Source organism: Loktanella fryxellensis (assembly GCF_900110065.1).
Classification (GTDB): Bacteria; Pseudomonadota; Alphaproteobacteria; order Rhodobacterales; family Rhodobacteraceae; genus Loktanella; species Loktanella fryxellensis.
Map to the genome: position 1 here is coordinate 33,590 of NZ_FOCI01000009.1, position 15,855 is coordinate 49,444.

Below are 15,855 nucleotides of genomic sequence, written 5' to 3' on the forward strand. Positions count from 1 at the left end.
TTCTTCAGCTTTGCTCCATCCGGATGACCGTATCAGGCATCCGATAACACCGCTCTAAAATGCGCAGTCCAGGATGGCGGAACGAACGCCGCCCGACGATCCCGTGATGTTGCATCCGCCAGCCGCTCGACCTCTTTTTTCCACCGATACTGATCTTTGGGGTCCACGTAAACGGCCCAGTCGCCCAAGAGCTCGCGGCAGGCGGGCAGGTCGGCGCAGATGAGCGGTGCGCCCAGCGATGCCGCCTCCAGCGGGGGCAGGCCGAACCCTTCGGCAAAGGACGGAAACACAAGCCCCCGCGACCCCGCCAGCAGCGCCGCGATGGCCCCGTCGGACAGGTCCGTCACCTCGTGGACGTGGGGCACGCCCGCATCCAGCCGGGCAAAGACCTCCGTATTGCGCCAGCCCCGCCGCCCGCAGATCAGCAGGGCGGGCGCGCCGGGTCCCCAGTTGTCCCAGACATCCAGCAGCAGGGCATGGTTCTTGCGCGGCTCGATCGTGCCCAGCGCCACGAAATAGGGTCGCAGCGGCATGACGCCGGGCGGAATCTCCTCTGGCGCGGGGCGGGGCAGGTCCAGCCCCAGATGTGCCGTCACGATGGGCGGCACCGGGCCGTGGCCCGCCATATGCCGCGTCACATCGGCGGCACAGGCGGCGGACGTGCAGATGATCCGGTCCGCATGGCGCTGTGCCACCTGCAGCTTCGCGGCAAAGGCGGCGACGGTGTTCGCACGCTGCATGTCTGGCCAGTCCAGCGGGATCGTGTCGTGGATCAGGATCGCGATGCGCGCACCGTCGCATGCCCTGATCCCGCGGCACACCGCATCAGTCAGGTTGCTGTGGCCGACGTTGAAATACGTGAACCCGGCGGGCACCCGCGCCAGCAGGCGGGGCAACCTGCGACGGGTGGACCGTGCCATCGCATGACGCCGCACAAAGCTTTGCCCCAGCCGCGCCGCGGGCGTCAGTCGTCTGTTCAACCGCGACAGCCAGTCGGCCCGGCCAAAATCGCGCGTTGCCACCGCCTGCCCCAACGCCAGCAGCCCGATGCGGTCCAGCAGGACGAACCCCAGCGCCGTGCGGCACAGCCCGAACACCGGCCTGCCGCCATCCGCCGTCAGCGCCCGCAGATAGGCAAGCTCTACCCGATCCACGCCGGTCGGCAGCAGACCGGCGCGGGACGCAAGCCGCGTCACATCCAGCAGGCGCGCCCCCGGCACCGGACCCTATTGCGCCGCGTGGCGGTGCGCCAGCCGGTCGATCAGATAGGCCTGCAGGTCGTCCCGCAGTTCCGGCCGGTCGAGGGCGAAGGCCACGGTCGCCTGCAGATACCCCGCCTTCGACCCGCAGTCGTAGCGCATCCCGTCGAAGCGATAGCCGAACACGTCGCGGCCTGCCGCGATCTCCATGGCGATGGCGTCGGTCAACTGGATCTCTCCACCCGCGCCGCGCCCGACATGGCCGATGTTGGCCATGACCTGCGGCGTCAGGATGTAGCGCCCGATGACCGCAAGGTTCGACGGCGCCGTCCCGCGGGCGGGCTTTTCCACCATGCCGCGGGCCTTGACGACCCGTCCGATGGGATCGGCCCCGGTCGCCAGATCGAGGACGCCGTAGGACGACGTCGCCTCTGGTGCGACCTTCATCGTGGCAACCATCGCGCCGCCGGTGTGGTCATACGCCTCGACCATCTGTTGCAGGCATGGCTTGTCCGCCGCGATCACGTCGTCGGGCAGCAGCACGGCGAAGGGTACGTCGCCGATCAGCCGCCGCGCGCACCAGACCGCATGACCCAGACCCAGCGCCTTGTCCTGCCGGACGCAGGCGATGGCGCCGCTGTCCATGTTCGTGGCCCGCAGGGTCGCCAGCAAGTCGGTCTTGCCCGCCTCCTCCAGCGTGCGTTCCAGATCGGGCGACCGGTCAAAGTAATCTTCCAGCGCGGTTTTGCCACGCGCGGTGACGAAGATGAAATCGGTGATGCCCGCCGCCCGCGCCTCGTCGATGGCATACTGGATCAGGGGCCGATCCACGAGGGTCATGATTTCCTTGGGCACGACCTTGGTGGCAGGCAGGAACCGGGTGCCCAGACCGGCAACGGGAAAAATGGCTTTCGTGATCTTGGCTCGCATGGTGCAACTCGCTTTCAGGATCGGATCGCACGGGTATCGGTAACGTTTCAGCTTAATCTATGAAGAAATCGTGGCAAATCGAAAGCGATCAAGGCGCAAAGGGATCGCGCACCGCCACCACGCGCGCCATCTCTGCCGCGACGCGGGCCTTGCGCCGCATCATCCGCACCAGCGGCCCGCCGCGGTCCGACCGCCCGAACTGCCCCCCGGTCTGTTCCCACACCCCCGCATCGGTGAACCTGATGCGGTGGAACAATGCCGTCGGCGACAGCATGATCAGCGACACGACGGCCCCGTCCGCCACGGCTCGCGCTGCCCGCGCCCGTGCCACCTGCGCCCCACGCAGACCCGTCCCTATGACGATATGGGGCCGCCGGGTCGTCGGAAACCGCAGGAATGGCGGTGATGCGGCAAAGGCGGGATATTGGCCCAGCGCCCGCGCCAGTCCGTCCTCCCACCCGGCGTCGAAGGTGCGCAGCAGGCGCGGCACGTCGCCCGGCATCAGCCGCCCCGCCACCATGTGCCCCAGCAGGCGTTGCCGCTGCTGATCCCGCGCAGCCTGCGAGGTAAAGGCGGCACCATCGCCATGTTTGCGCCGGAATGCGGCGATGCTGGCACCGATCTGGAACAGATCCCGCGGCACACGGTCGGACGTGCGGCGGGCGCTGGCCGCATAGCCGTGATGCACTTCAGCCCGCGGCACGATGGCGGTGACGGCACCCATGGTCGCCAGCCGCAGGTTCACGTCCGTCTCGTCGAGGTAGAAGGCGAACGCCGGATCGAACCCGCCCATGTCCCGCAGCACGTCGCGGCGGATCGCCATGTTGGTGCCCTCGGTCTTGACAGCGCGACCAGGTCCGGCGGTCAGCAGGGTGGGCTGCACCCGGTCCACGGTGATGGGAACAGCCTCTCCATCCGCAAAGGCCAGCCGCGCGCGCCACTGAAATGCGATGCCGTTGCGCCCGCGCACGAAGCCACCCGCCGCCGTCACGACCGGATCGGCAAAGGGTGCCGTCAGCCGCGTCAGCCATGTCGGCTCCGGCACCGCGTCGTCGTCGATGAAGGCGACGATGTCGCCTGCCGCCAGTGCCAGCCCGGCATTGCGCGCGGCCGAGATGTTGGGGACCCCGAACGACACCGCCTTGACGTGATCCGCCAACCCGCTTGCCGCAATGGCCGGACGGGATGCGGCGTCGGCGACGACGATCACCTCGCACAGCGGATGGGCGATCTGGGACAGACCCAGCAGGCAACGGCGCAGGGCGTCGGGGCGTCCGGTACTGACGACGATGACGCTGACCGCGGCACCTTCGGGCATGTCAGTCTGCGCCCATCTCGCGCAGCATCGCCTCGATCCGTGGGACATCCTCGGGATTGTTCAACTCCCAGAACTGGCGGCCTTTGGCATCGACCTCGACGCACAGCACCGGACGCGCCTGTTCGAGGAAGCGGAGCTGTTCCAGCCCCTCCAGCGTCTCCAGCGGGCCGATGGGCCATGTGCCATAGGCCCGCAGCGCGTCCGGGCGATAGGCATAGACGCCGACGTGGTGCCAGACGGGGGTGATCGCGTCGTCCGCCCAGTCCTGCCCGGTATAGGGGATCACTTCCTTGGAGAAGTAGAGCGCGTTGTGGCTTTGCCCGAACACCGCCGTCGTCCCGCCCACGCGCCCCGCGCGGCGATCGTCGAGGAACCCGCGCAACGCGCGCCCCTCGGTCCGCAGCACGGGCGTTGCGGCATCCACGTCGGGACGTGCTGCCAGCGCCGTCACCAGATCGCTGATGAACCACGCGGGCGTCAGCGGCGCGTCGCCCTGCAGGTTCACGACGATGTCGTAGGTTTCATCCATCGCGTCGATGGCCGCGGCGCAGCGTTCGGTGCCGTTGCGGCACGCCTCGGGCGTCATCACGACCTTTGCACCGAAGGCTGCCGCAGCGTCGCGGATGCGGGCGTCGTCGGTGGCGACCACGACCCGGTCGATGCCCGGCACCTGCATCGCCGCATCCCACGACCGCCGGATCAGCGAACGGGCATCGCCGCTGGCACCACGCAGATCGACCAGCGGCTTGCCCGGATACCGAGTGGACGCATAGCGGGCGGGGATGACGATCAGGACCGACATCAGGCGGACTTCAACGCGACGCCGGGGGCGTAAGCGATGAAGAACGGGTTGGCGAACCCGTCCTTGCCATAGGCCAGCGGGGCCAGCGTGTCGAAATCGACCACATGGCCGCCAGCGCCCGTCAGCACCGCATGACCCGCCGCCGTGTCCCATTCCATCGTGCGGCCAAGTCGGGGATAGAGGTCGGCTTCACCGACAGCGACGAGGCAGAACTTCAGCGACGATCCGGCGCTGGTCATGTCGCGCACGCCGTAGCGGGCGATGTAGTCGTCGGTCGCCTGATCGCGGTGCGACTTGGTCGCCACGACCATCAGGGCCGCGTTGTCGGGTGTTGCGTTGACCGACAGCGGCGTCGTGGCGCCCGGCGCATCCTTGGCGAAATCGCCGGTTTCCTCGACCGACTGGCCGTCGGCGGCGGTGTAGAACAACCGCCCCTTGGCGGGCGCATAGACGACGCCGCGCACCGGCACGCCGTCGACCACATAGGCGATGTTTACGGTGAAATCGCCGCGCCGCTGCACGAATTCCTTGGTGCCGTCCAGCGGATCGACGATCAGGAACGTGGTGGCCGTCACGCCGTGGGACGCCGCCTGCTCCTCTGTCACCAGTGCCACATCGGGAAATGCGGCACGCAGGCCATCGCTGATGATGGCGTCGGCGGCCTCGTCCGCGGCGGTCACGGGGCTGTCGTCGCTCTTGGTGCGGACCTCGAAATCGGGGGAATCGTAGATCTCCATGATGCGGTCGCCCGCCTGCAGGGCCAGTCGCCGCATGACCGTGGTCAGCGTGGCAAAATCCATGGTCATACTTTCTCCGTAATTTTGCGACACACTGCAATTTGATCGAAAACCGTTGCTTTTGCCCTTATGGTCTGGCCACTTCAGCCGGGCAAGGTCTAGATGCCGGTCAGCCCGCAGGGCCCGGATTGCCAGCCACAGGACGCCGCCGATGTTTCAGATCCAGACGCCCAAGTCGCGATCCCGCACCTTGCTGGGCATGGCAGAGCTGATCTATCACTCCGCGATCCGCGACATCCGCAAGAACCATCGCAATCCGCTGATGGGTCTGGTGATGAACATCTTCCAGTCCGTCCTGATGATCGCGTCGTTCTATGCGATGTTCGCGCTGCTGGGCATCCGGGGGGCTGCGGTGCGCGGCGATTACCTGATGTACATCATGTCGGGGATCTTCCTCTACATGGCGCATACCAAGGCCATGTCGTCCGTCGTCGCGTCCGAAGGGCCCGCATCCCCCATGATGCAGCACGCCCCGATGAGCACCGCCATCTCGATCTGCGCCGCGGCCCTGTCGTCGCTGTATCTGCAGTTCCTGTCGATCTTCGTGATCCTGTTCATCTATCATGTCACCTATGCCCCCGTCGTGATCGAAAATCCGATCGGTGCCTTGGAAATGTTCATGATCTCGTGGTTTTCCGGCGTGGCCGTCGGCACGATCTTCCTTGCGATCAAGCCATGGTCGCCGGAGTTCACGCGCATCGGCAGCTCGATCTATGGGCGCGTCAACATGATCGCGTCGGGCAAGATGTTCCTGGCCAACACCCTGCCACCGTCGATGCTGGTGGTGTTCGACTGGAACCCGCTGTTCCATACGATCGACCAGCTGCGCGGCGACATCTTCGTCAACTACAACCCGCATTTCAGCTCTGCGACCTATCCGGTCTACGTGGCGCTGGTCCTGCTGATGCTGGGGCTGCTGGGCGAATACTATACCCGCGGCCGGGCATCGGCCAGCTGGAACGCCGGGCGCTGATTGCACCGCGACAGGCCGGACGGGAAAAACGGGGGCCGGTGCGGGGCCCCCGTTGCAGGCCCCGTGGCCCCTCCCTATATACGCCAGACAGACGGTGCAGGACGCGTGTCCGGCAACCGCATCAGTGAAACGGGCGCAGGTGCCGCAACGGGTCTGCGCCTCTCAAACCGCCTGAAGTATAAGGGATTTGAACCATGGCCAAAGTCATCGGCATCGACCTCGGAACCACCAACTCTTGCATCGCCATCATGGATGGCAGCAAGCCCCGTGTAATCGAGAACAGCGAAGGTGCCCGCACCACGCCGTCCATCGTCGCCTTCACGGATGACGAGCGCCTCGTTGGCCAGCCGGCCAAACGTCAGGCCGTCACCAACCCCGAAAACACCATCTTTGCGGTCAAGCGTCTGATCGGCCGTCGTTACGACGACGCGGATCTGGCCAAGGACAAGAAGAACATGCCGTTCAACGTCGTCAATGGCGGCAACGGCGATGCCTGGGTCGAGGCGCGCGGCGACAAGTATTCGCCCAGCCAGATCAGCGCGTTCATCCTCGGCAAGATGAAGGAAACCGCAGAATCCTATTTGGGCGAAGAAGTGACGCAAGCCGTCATCACCGTGCCCGCCTATTTCAACGACGCCCAGCGTCAGGCGACCAAGGACGCCGGCAAGATCGCCGGCCTCGAAGTGCTGCGCATCATCAACGAGCCGACGGCGGCCGCACTGGCCTATGGTCTGGACAAGAAGGACGCCAAGACGATCGCGGTCTATGACCTCGGCGGCGGCACGTTCGACGTGACCATCCTGGAAATCGACGACGGCCTGTTCGAAGTGAAATCCACCAACGGGGACACGTTCCTCGGCGGTGAGGACTTCGACATGCGGATCGTCAACTACCTTGCCGACGAGTTCAAGAAAGAGAACTCCGTCGATCTGACCAAGGACAAAATGGCCCTGCAGCGGCTGAAGGAAGCCGCCGAAAAGGCCAAGATCGAGCTGTCGTCGTCGTCCACGACGGACATCAACCAGCCCTTCATCTCGATGGGGTCGAACGGTCAGCCGCTGCACCTCGTGATGAAGCTGACCCGCGCCAAGCTGGAAAGCCTTGTCGGCGACCTGATCAAGAACTCGATCAAACCGTGCAAGGACGCGTTGAAGGATGCGGGTCTGTCGGTCGGTGACATCGACGAAGTCGTGCTGGTCGGCGGCATGACCCGCATGCCCCGCGTCAAGGAAGAGGTCGCCAAGTTCTTTGGCAAGGAACCCCATCAGGGCGTGAACCCCGACGAGGTCGTGGCACTGGGTGCCGCCATTCAAGCGGGCGTGCTGCAGGGTGACGTCAAGGACGTGGTGCTGCTGGACGTGACCCCGCTGTCGCTGGGCATCGAAACGCTCGGTGGCGTATTCACCCGCCTGATCGACCGCAACACGACGATCCCGACCAAGAAGTCGCAGACCTTCTCGACCGCCGAGGACAACCAGAACGCCGTGACCCTGCGCGTCTTCCAGGGTGAGCGCGAGATGGCGGCCGACAACAAGATGCTGGGTCAGTTCAACCTCGAAGGGATCCCGCCCGCACCGCGCGGCATGCCGCAAATCGAAGTGACCTTCGACATCGACGCCAACGGCATCGTGTCGGTCGGCGCCAAGGACAAGGGCACCGGCAAGCAGCAGACGATCACGATTCAGGCGTCCGGCGGTCTGTCGGACGAGGACATCGAGGCGATGGTCAGGGACGCCGAGGCGAATGCCGACGCCGACAAGGAACGCCGCGCCTTGGTCGAGGCCCGCAATCAGGCGGAAAGCCTGATCCACTCGACCGAAAAGTCGATGGAAGAGCATGCGTCCAAGGTCGATCCGACCACGATCGAGGCCATCGAGCTGGCCATCGCCGCGCTGAAGGACGAGCTGGAGAACGACAACGTCGCCAAGATAAAGTCGGGCATCCAGAACGTCACCGAATCGGCGATGAAACTGGGCGAAGCGATCTACAAGGCCAGCCAGGATGCCGAGGAGGGCGACAATGCCGACGCGCGCAAGGGCGTCGACGAAGGGGATGACATCCTCGACGCCGACTTCGAGGATCTCGACGATGGCAAGCGCAACAAGTAAGGCATCCGCCTGACGGAACAGACCGGCCCCAGCAACCGGGCCGGTCTTTTCCTTTCCCGAGGGGGACCCGTTCATATGGCAAAACGCGATTATTACGAGACGCTGGGCATCCGCAAAGGCGCCGATGCCGCAGAGATCAAGAAGGCCTACCGCCAGAAGGCGAAAGAGCTGCATCCCGACCGCAACACCGACAACCCCAAGGCAGAAGACCAGTTCAAGGAGGCCAACGAGGCCTACGAAGTGCTGAAGGATGCCGACAAGAAGGCCGCCTACGACCGCTACGGTCACGCGGCGTTCGAGGGCGGCATGGGTGGCGGCGCACGCCGTCCCGGTGGCGCGCAGGGCAACGCCGATTTCGCGTCGGCCTTCTCCGACGTGTTCGACGACCTGTTCGGCGATTTCATGGGCGGCCAGCGCGGTGGCGCGGGCGGCGGTGCACGGTCGCGCGCGACCCGAGGCAACGATCTGCGCTACAATCTGCGGATCAAGCTGGAGGACGCCTTTGCCGGCCTGCAGAAGACCGTCAACGTGCCTGCCGCCGTGGCCTGCGGCAACTGCAAGGGCACCGGTGCCGACGACGGGTCGGAACCCGTCACCTGCCCGACCTGTTCCGGCATGGGAAAGGTGCGCGCGCAGCAGGGCTTCTTTACCGTCGAACGCGCCTGTCCCACCTGCAACGGCATGGGCCAGACGATCAAGAACCCCTGCCACGTCTGCCGGGGCGCTGGCCGCGTCGAAAAGGAAAAGGCGCTGTCCGTCAACATTCCCGCCGGCGTCGAAACCGGCACCCGCATTCGTCTGGCCGGAGAGGGCGAGTCGGGCATGCGCGGCGGTCCTGCGGGCGACCTCTATATCTTCATCGAGGTGGCCGATCATCCGCTGTTCGAACGTGACGGCAACAACCTGTTCTGCCGGGTGCCGGTCAGCATCGCCGCCGCTGCACTGGGTGGCGAGATCGAAGTGCCGACCATCGACGGTGGCCGCAGCCGCGTGAAGATCCCCGAAGGCTCGCAGTCGGGCCGTCAGATGCGCCTGCGGTCCAAAGGGATGCCTGCGCTGCGTGGCGGCGGCCCGGGAGACATGTTCATCGAATTGTCGGTGGAAACCCCGGTGAACCTGACCCCACGGCAGCGCGAAATCCTGAAGGAATTCGACACTCTGTCAAAGGACAACAATCCACACGGGTCGAGTTTCTTCAAGACCGTCAAAGGCTTCTGGGATCAGATGAAGGGCTGAAGCAGCCCTTTCAGCATGATGACCAACGAAAGGCTCGCGGTGCAGATCGCGAGCCTTTTCAATCTAGGCTGCCGGTGCGACGACATCAGCGCCAGACCGGTAGATCCACAGCGCGGCACGAAGAGCAGGATCAGGCCCGGCATCGTGACGATGATGTTCCAAGCACACCAATGCATCACATCCGTCACCATGCGGTTTCCCCTCATCCTCGTCGCTGCATCGGACCATGACCCCTCACGTCGGCGCGGACTGCGTTAAGGCATTGTTTACCGGCCCTGCGGCATCATCGGTGCATGACACATGGATTTCAGGACTCGTTGCCGTTCCTTGCCGCCACTTCGCATCCGGTGGTGGCTGTGGACGACGTGCCTGACACGGGCACGCGCCAGCCGTCCTATATCCGCGACCACAGGCAACGCCTGCGCGACCGGTTCATGGCGGGGGGTGCAGCGGCGCTGCCGGATTACGAATTGTTGGAACTGGTGCTGTTCCGCGCCATCCCGCGACAGGACGTGAAACCGCTGGCGCGTGCGCTGATCGACCGGTTCGGCGATTTCAACCGCGTGATTGCCGCCAGCCCCATGGCGCTGGCAAAGGTCACGGGCGTGGGCCCCGCCGTCATCACGGAGCTGAAGGTAATCGAGGCGGCGGCGCACCGCATGGCCCGCGGCCGGATCATGGCGCGCCCGGTCCTCAGCAGTTGGGACGCGCTGCTTGATTACTGCCATACGGTCATGGCGCACCGGGAAACGGAACAGTTCCGCGTCCTCTACCTCGACACCCGCAACACCGTTATCGCGGACGAGGAACAGGCGCGCGGCACCGTCGACCACGTTCCCGTCTATCCGCGCGAGGTCGTTAAGCGCGGGCTGGAATTGAATGCCGCCGCCCTGATCCTCGTGCACAACCACCCCTCGGGCGATCCCACGCCATCGCAGGCGGACATCGCGATGACGGCGCAGATCGCGGCGGCGGCAAAGGCGCTGGGAATTACCGTCCACGACCACCTGATCATCGGCAAATCGCGAGAGTTGTCGTTCAGGGCGGAAGGGCTGCTTTAGTCGCCGATCCAGACCTCGACCCGGCGGTTCATGCGCCGGCCCCATGCGATGTCGTCGCAGGCGATGGGCATCGCCTCGCCGTATCCCACGGTGCCCAGATCCACATCCGCAGGCAACGTGCCCAGCAGGTCCAGCAGCGCGGCCTCGACCGCCAGCGCACGCGCGGCGGACAGGTCGCGGTTGGCCTGCGCCTCGCCCGCGCCATCGGTGAAGCCGGCAAGCAGGATGTCGCGGCCACCATGGACGCCGTCGCGGATGTCCAGCGCCAGACGCCGCAAGTTGGCGGCCGATGCCGCGTCCAGTGCCAGCGCGCCTTCGGCAAAGCGGAAGGTCAGCGACAGCCGCGACCGGGCGCGCAACTGTGCGATCGTGGCTTGCAGGTCGGTCAGGGATGTCTGTGGACCCGCGATGTCGATTGCATGGGCGATCCGTTCACCCTGATCGTTCAGCGGAACCGGAACGACAGTGCGGTCGGCCAGCCCGCTGCGCCGCACGATCGCGGCGGCGGCAGGGCTGCGCAGCCAGCCCAGCAGGTCGACGACGATGGCCGGCTGCACAGCCGAGCGGACGAGCGCAAAGGCAGGCATCGTCAAAGGATAGTCCTGCGTATGCAGATCCACGCTACGCGGGCTGGCGGTCAGACCGCAGGCGTCGCGCAGTGTCACGGTCTGTGCGACGCCCGCATCAGCCAGCGTGGCAAGCCCCAGCGCGCCGGGATCATCGGCCACCGCCAGCGCCAGGGCCGCTGCGGTCGGATGGTGGACGATGGTGGTGGCCGGCGGAGCGTCCAGTTGGGCCAGAAAAGCCTCGACCGCGCCGCTGTCGGCCAGGCCAAGATGCAGGGTCAGGGGCGTATCGGTCTGGCCCATCGCCGCCCAGTCCGCAACCTGTCCCGCGTAGGCTGCGATCAGGTCGGCGGGTGCCAGCGTGCGCACCGGATTGCGCGGGGACACGACGGGCACCAGCGCATCGTTGCCCAACAGAATGACGCCGTCCGCAGGTGCGGTCAGCGACAGACCAACCGCTGCGGCCCGCGCCCGCTCGTCCGGCGACGGCTCCCGGAGCGTCAGGGCGACATCGGTGGCAAAGGTGATCAGGTCGGCAAACGCCTCGGCACTTCCCGTTTGCGTCAGCACGACATGCAACGCCACCGTACCATCCGCAGTGGTCAAAGTGATCGCATCATCCGCCCGCGACAGGGACAGGCCACGGTCCGCGGCGAACCCTTCCAGCAGCGCAGGTAAGAGGAACCCGGACAGGACCGGCTCTCCTGACATGCGCAGGGTCGGCACGTAGCCTTGCTGCGGCGGACAGGCGGCACCAGCGCAGGTCACGCGCGCCAGATCGACGATCACCGGGCCGTGCGGTCCTTCGATTTCCAGATACGTCCCGTCGAACCCCGCGACACGTCCCGTCAGTTGCAGGTCGCCGCCCTGCGAGGTGATCGTGACCTCCTGCGCAGAGAGCGGCGACGCCAACAGCAGGACTGCGGCAAATCCCTTTGCCGCAGTCTGCCAGATACCTTGCCGAACAGATGGTCCGTGTGGCGTCATTGCGCCGCGAGTGTCAGGTCCGTGAACATGTTATTCAAGACGATAAATTCGCCCACCGCATCACAATCCGGCATGGTCATCGTCAGGTCCACAGCAACGGGGTCGCCGCCCGGTGCGATACGGATGCTTTGCGCCGAGACGGCCCGGCCACAGTTGCGTTGCGTGATCTCGACCTCGACGTTCAGCCGCACGGCATCGCCCACGGCGATCTGACCATCGGGAAAGGTATAGACTTCGGCCAGGCGTGCGTCGCTGACGCGGCTGTCGCCGAGGACCGTCAAACGGCCACCCGCCTGCCCGGCAGGGGACACGGTGCCGACATTCGCAGCCCAGACGTGCCCGGCGTCATCGTAATCCGCCCCAAACTCCAGCGCATGCAGTTGCACGCCATCCTCGCCTTGCCATTGCAGCACGGCGCGCGCGACGGTGTCCGCATCCGGCACGCGCACGACGGTGGCAAGATCGGTATCGGCCCCAAGGTCGGCGACGAACATCGCATCGCGTGACAGCGCGGGGACATCCACCTGCAACTGTCCCTTTGCATCGGTGAGGACGCTGAACATCATGCCACGATGGTGGATCGTCACGGGCGCGGACGGGTGGCATTCCGCATCCAGCGTCAGGCGCACCATAGCCTGATCTTGCGCCTCAGCCGACAGGCTGGGCGCGCACACCTTTGCCACGGACGCCGTGGGCACTGGCGCTGACGGTGTCGTTGCACCGGCCATGCCCGCATCGAAGCGGACGAGGTCGAAGCGCGGTGTCGGCATGTCCAGCGGCATCCCGGCAGCGACGATACCATCCGGCACCGCCCGCCCGCCGCGCGGCTCTGCCACAGCCGTCGCAGCCTGCGGTGTCGTCACCTGGGCGACAGGGTTCGTGTCCGGCACCGCCGGGTCGATCACGGGATCGTCCACACCCAGCCGCGCAGCCAGGGCATCGCCATACTGCATCACGAACCCGATCCCCAGCGCGACCGAGAATGTCGCCGTCGCCGTGATCGCCTTGCGCACGAATGCCCGCATGTCCTGTCTCCTTGCCCGGTGGGGTCAAGGACCGGTATGCCTACCGCTAGTGTCCCGAACGGGACCGGCGCAAGGAATTAACGTGTCGTAAATGCGGCGGCGGTCAGTGGGCGCCGTGGCAATGCTTGAACTTCTTGCCGGACCCGCAGGGGCAGGGTTCGTTGCGTGTCGGCGTACCCCATGTACGGGGGCCGTCGGCGACGAACCCCGTACGCGGCGTCGCATCGCCGGTGACGACAGAGGATGTGGCACGCTCCACCGCCTGCGGCGCCGGATCGGCAGGGGCAGGCTCTGCGATCGGTGCGGGTTCAGCCGCAGGGGCCTGCTGCAGCCGCAGTTGCGCGATCATCTGCGCCTGCTGGTCCTGCGTCATCGGCTGGATCTGGCCCAGCTTCTGTGTCACGTCCAGCCGCAGACCGTCCAGCAGACGCTCGAACAACTGAAAGCCTTCGGTCTTGTATTCGTTCAGTGGGTCGCGCTGCGCATACCCGCGAAAGCCAACGACGGACCGCAGATGCTCCAGCGTGACCAGATGCTCGCGCCACTTTGCGTCGATGGTCTGCAGCAGCACCTGCTTTTCGATGCTGCGGATCGCCTGCGCGCCAAAGGCCGCCTCTTTCTCGGCCATGTGATCGTCAGAGGCCTTCTCCAGCCGTTCGCGCATCACCTCCTGATCGACGCCCTCTTCCTGCGCCCACGTCATCACCGGCACGTCGACGCCGACGATGGCGATGGTCTGCGCATAAAGCCCCTCGGCATCCCATTGGTCGGGATAGCTGCGCGGCGGCATGTGGTCGTCCACCAGATCCTCGATCACCTGATGGCGCATGTCGCGCACGATCTCGGACAGGTCCTGCGCTTCCATGATCTCGCGGCGCTGGCCGAAGATGACCTTGCGCTGCTCGTTCATCACGTCGTCGAATTTCAGCAACTGCTTGCGGATGTCGAAGTTGCGCCCTTCGACCTTGGCCTGCGCGCGCTCCAGCGACTTGTTCACCCACGGGTGCACGATCGCCTCGCCTTCCTTCATGCCCAGCGTGGACAGCACCTTGTCCAGACGCTCCGACCCGAAGATCCGCATCAGATCGTCGTCGAGCGACAGAAAGAACGACGACCGCCCCGGATCGCCCTGACGTCCCGACCGGCCGCGCAGCTGATTGTCGATGCGGCGCGATTCGTGCCGTTCGGTGGCCAGTACGAACAGCCCGCCGGATGCCAGGACCTGCGCCTTGCCGTCGGCGTGTTCCGCCTCTATGCGGGCGCGCACTTCGTCCGGGTTGGCCTCGGGGTCTGCGGCCAGCGCCTCCAGCACCTTCAGCTCGACGTTGCCGCCCAGCTGGATGTCGGTGCCGCGCCCGGCCATGTTGGTGGCGATGGTGACCGCCCCCAGCTTGCCCGCGTCGGCGATGATCTGCGCCTCCTGCTCGTGCTGGCGCGCGTTCAGCACGTTGTGCGCGATGCCCTCGGCCTTCAGCAGGGTGGACAGGGCTTCGGATTTCTCGATGCTGGTGGTGCCCACCAGGATCGGCTGGCCCGTGGCATGGGCCACCTTGATTTCCTTGACCACGCCCTCGAACTTTTCGCGGGCGGTACGATAGACCTGATCGTGTTCGTCCTGCCGCTGCACGGGCCGGTTGGTCGGCACTTCGACCACGCCAAGGCGGTAGATCTCCATGAACTCGTCGGCTTCGGTCAGCGCCGTGCCCGTCATGCCGCCCAGCTTCGCGTACAGACGAAAGTAGTTCTGGAACGTGACGGAGGCGAGCGTGACGTTTTCCGGCCGAATGGTCACGCCTTCCTTCGCCTCGATCGCCTGATGCAGGCCGTCGGACAGGCGGCGGCCGGTCATCATGCGCCCCGTGAATTCGTCGATCAGCACGACCTCGTCGTTGCGGACGATGTAATCCTTGTCCTTGGCGAACAGGGTGTGCGCCTTCAGCGCCTGACTGGTGTGATGCACCAATGAGACGCTTTCGGGGTCATACAGGCTCTGCCCCTCTGGCAGCAGGCCGCGACCGGACAGAGCCTGTTCGATGTAATCGTTGCCTTCATCGGTAAAGCTGACCGAGCGTTGCTTTTCATCCAGCGTGTAGTGTTCCGGCAGGATGCCCGGCACGATCAGGTCGATCTCACGGTACATCTGGCTGCGGTCCTGCGCAGGACCCGAGATGATGAGCGGCGTGCGCGCCTCGTCGATCAGGATGCTGTCAACCTCGTCCACGATCGCAAAGTTGTGGGGGCGCTGATACATCTGCCCCAGTTCGGACCGCATGTTGTCGCGCAGATAGTCGAATCCCAGTTCGTTGTTCGTCGCATAGGTCACGTCGCACTGATAGGCGACCTTCTTTTCCGCGTCGGGTTGCTGTGGCACCACGACGCCGGTGGTCAGACCCAGCGCGCCATAGACCTTGCTCATCCACTCCGCATCGCGCCGCGCGAGGTAATCGTTCACGGTGACGATGTGCACGCCCTTGCCCGACAGCGCGTTCAGATAGGCCGGGAACGTCGCCACGAGGGTCTTGCCCTCGCCGGTCTTCATCTCGGCAATGTTACCCTGATGCAGGAAGATCCCGCCCATCAGCTGTGTATCGAAGGCCCGCAGACCCAGCGCACGGCGCGCCGCCTCGCGGCAGTTGGCAAACGCTTCCGGCAGCAGATCGTCGAGGGACTCGCCCGCGCGGGCCCGTTCTTGCAGCGCGCGGGTGCGGGCCTTGATGTCGTCGTCGGACAGGGCTGCAAACGCAGGCTCCAACCCGTTGATCTTTTCGATCAGGGGGCGCACCGCCTTGACCTTGCGGTCGTTCGTGCTTCCGAAGACCTTTTTCGCGATCGTTGACAGACCCAGCATGTTCT

At 65.6% G+C, this 15,855-nt stretch carries 13 protein-coding genes; 4 read left to right on the forward strand and 9 right to left on the reverse strand.

Annotation, left to right across the window (positions count from 1 at the left end):
* Nucleotides 1–32 precede the first annotated feature (32 nt).
* The 5 genes from BMX16_RS08620 to cysQ form a co-directional block, all read right to left on the reverse strand.
* Nucleotides 33–1,220, reverse strand: coding sequence for a glycosyltransferase family 4 protein (locus tag BMX16_RS08620; protein ID WP_089901782.1), 1,188 nt, complete (start codon nucleotides 1,218–1,220; stop codon nucleotides 33–35).
* Nucleotides 1,221–1,226: 6 nt separating this feature from the next.
* The gene (locus BMX16_RS08625) at nucleotides 1,227–2,129 is read right to left on the reverse strand and encodes a UTP--glucose-1-phosphate uridylyltransferase (protein WP_089901785.1); all 903 of its coding nucleotides are present in this window, start codon (nucleotides 2,127–2,129) and stop codon (nucleotides 1,227–1,229) included.
* 88 nt (nucleotides 2,130–2,217) lie between these two features.
* The gene (locus BMX16_RS08630; protein ID WP_089901788.1) at nucleotides 2,218–3,447 is read right to left on the reverse strand and encodes a glycosyltransferase family 2 protein; all 1,230 of its coding nucleotides are present in this window, start codon (nucleotides 3,445–3,447) and stop codon (nucleotides 2,218–2,220) included.
* Between the two features lies 1 nt (nucleotide 3,448).
* Nucleotides 3,449–4,249 carry a 3-deoxy-manno-octulosonate cytidylyltransferase gene (locus BMX16_RS08635; RefSeq protein ID WP_089901790.1) on the reverse strand — a complete coding sequence of 267 codons (801 nt, stop codon included), beginning with the start codon at nucleotides 4,247–4,249 and terminating at the stop codon, nucleotides 3,449–3,451.
* Complete coding sequence (gene cysQ / locus BMX16_RS08640; protein WP_089902057.1) at nucleotides 4,249–5,049, reverse strand: 3'(2'),5'-bisphosphate nucleotidase CysQ; 801 nt, start codon at nucleotides 5,047–5,049, stop codon at nucleotides 4,249–4,251. The genes BMX16_RS08635 and cysQ overlap by 1 nt, the downstream gene beginning before the upstream one ends.
* Before the next feature lie 148 nt (nucleotides 5,050–5,197).
* Here cysQ and BMX16_RS08645 point away from each other — a divergent pair, with 148 nt between their 5' ends.
* From BMX16_RS08645 to dnaJ, 3 genes are all read left to right on the forward strand, one after another.
* The gene (locus tag BMX16_RS08645; protein ID WP_089901793.1) at nucleotides 5,198–6,019 is read left to right on the forward strand and encodes an ABC transporter permease; all 822 of its coding nucleotides are present in this window, start codon (nucleotides 5,198–5,200) and stop codon (nucleotides 6,017–6,019) included.
* A gap of 194 nt (nucleotides 6,020–6,213) precedes the next feature.
* Nucleotides 6,214–8,127: a molecular chaperone DnaK gene (gene dnaK / locus BMX16_RS08650; protein WP_089901796.1), complete on the forward strand. Its 1,914-nt coding sequence runs from the start codon at nucleotides 6,214–6,216 to the stop codon at nucleotides 8,125–8,127.
* A gap of 75 nt (nucleotides 8,128–8,202) precedes the next feature.
* Nucleotides 8,203–9,363, forward strand: coding sequence for a molecular chaperone DnaJ (gene dnaJ / locus BMX16_RS08655; protein WP_089901799.1), 1,161 nt, complete (start codon nucleotides 8,203–8,205; stop codon nucleotides 9,361–9,363).
* Here dnaJ and BMX16_RS08660 read toward each other — a convergent pair.
* On the reverse strand, nucleotides 9,348–9,554 hold the full coding sequence (locus tag BMX16_RS08660) for a hypothetical protein (RefSeq protein ID WP_089901801.1): 207 nt from the start codon (nucleotides 9,552–9,554) through the stop codon (nucleotides 9,348–9,350). The two genes, dnaJ and BMX16_RS08660, sit on opposite strands and share 16 nt — an antisense overlap.
* A 102-nt stretch (nucleotides 9,555–9,656) precedes the next feature.
* On the opposite strand from BMX16_RS08660, the gene radC reads away from it, so the two are divergent.
* Entirely contained in the window at nucleotides 9,657–10,424 is a 768-nt protein-coding gene (gene radC, locus BMX16_RS08665) for a RadC family protein (protein ID WP_089901807.1), read from the forward strand.
* Here radC and BMX16_RS08670 read toward each other — a convergent pair.
* From BMX16_RS08670 to secA, 3 genes are all read right to left on the reverse strand, one after another.
* Nucleotides 10,421–11,902 (reverse strand): OmpA family protein, encoded by a 1,482-nt coding sequence (locus BMX16_RS08670; protein WP_177174616.1) that lies wholly within the window; start codon nucleotides 11,900–11,902, stop codon nucleotides 10,421–10,423. The genes radC and BMX16_RS08670 overlap by 4 nt on opposite strands.
* A gap of 71 nt (nucleotides 11,903–11,973) precedes the next feature.
* The gene (locus tag BMX16_RS08675; RefSeq protein WP_089901812.1) at nucleotides 11,974–13,002 is read right to left on the reverse strand and encodes a hypothetical protein; all 1,029 of its coding nucleotides are present in this window, start codon (nucleotides 13,000–13,002) and stop codon (nucleotides 11,974–11,976) included.
* 103 nt (nucleotides 13,003–13,105) lie between these two features.
* A complete protein-coding gene (secA, locus tag BMX16_RS08680; protein ID WP_089901814.1) occupies nucleotides 13,106–15,850 on the reverse strand; it encodes a preprotein translocase subunit SecA in 2,745 nt (914 codons plus the stop codon).
* Nucleotides 15,851–15,855: the final 5 nt, after the last annotated feature.

Excerpts from the sequence above, each read along its gene's own strand:
- BMX16_RS08625 (WP_089901785.1), bottom strand. The coding sequence starts at position 2,129 with ATGCGAGCCAAGATCACGAAAGCCATTTTTCCCGTTGCCGGTCTGGGC.
- BMX16_RS08630 (WP_089901788.1), bottom strand. The coding sequence starts at position 3,447 with ATGCCCGAAGGTGCCGCGGTCAGCGTCATCGTCGTCAGTACCGGACGC.
- BMX16_RS08635 (WP_089901790.1), bottom strand. The coding sequence starts at position 4,249 with ATGTCGGTCCTGATCGTCATCCCCGCCCGCTATGCGTCCACTCGGTAT.
- cysQ (WP_089902057.1), bottom strand. The coding sequence starts at position 5,049 with ATGGATTTTGCCACGCTGACCACGGTCATGCGGCGACTGGCCCTGCAG.
- BMX16_RS08645 (WP_089901793.1), top strand. The coding sequence starts at position 5,198 with ATGTTTCAGATCCAGACGCCCAAGTCGCGATCCCGCACCTTGCTGGGC.
- dnaK (WP_089901796.1), top strand. The coding sequence starts at position 6,214 with ATGGCCAAAGTCATCGGCATCGACCTCGGAACCACCAACTCTTGCATC.
- dnaJ (WP_089901799.1), top strand. The coding sequence starts at position 8,203 with ATGGCAAAACGCGATTATTACGAGACGCTGGGCATCCGCAAAGGCGCC.
- BMX16_RS08660 (WP_089901801.1), bottom strand. The coding sequence starts at position 9,554 with ATGGTGACGGATGTGATGCATTGGTGTGCTTGGAACATCATCGTCACG.
- radC (WP_089901807.1), top strand. The coding sequence starts at position 9,657 with ATGACACATGGATTTCAGGACTCGTTGCCGTTCCTTGCCGCCACTTCG.
- BMX16_RS08675 (WP_089901812.1), bottom strand. The coding sequence starts at position 13,002 with ATGCGGGCATTCGTGCGCAAGGCGATCACGGCGACGGCGACATTCTCG.
- secA (WP_089901814.1), bottom strand. The coding sequence starts at position 15,850 with ATGCTGGGTCTGTCAACGATCGCGAAAAAGGTCTTCGGAAGCACGAAC.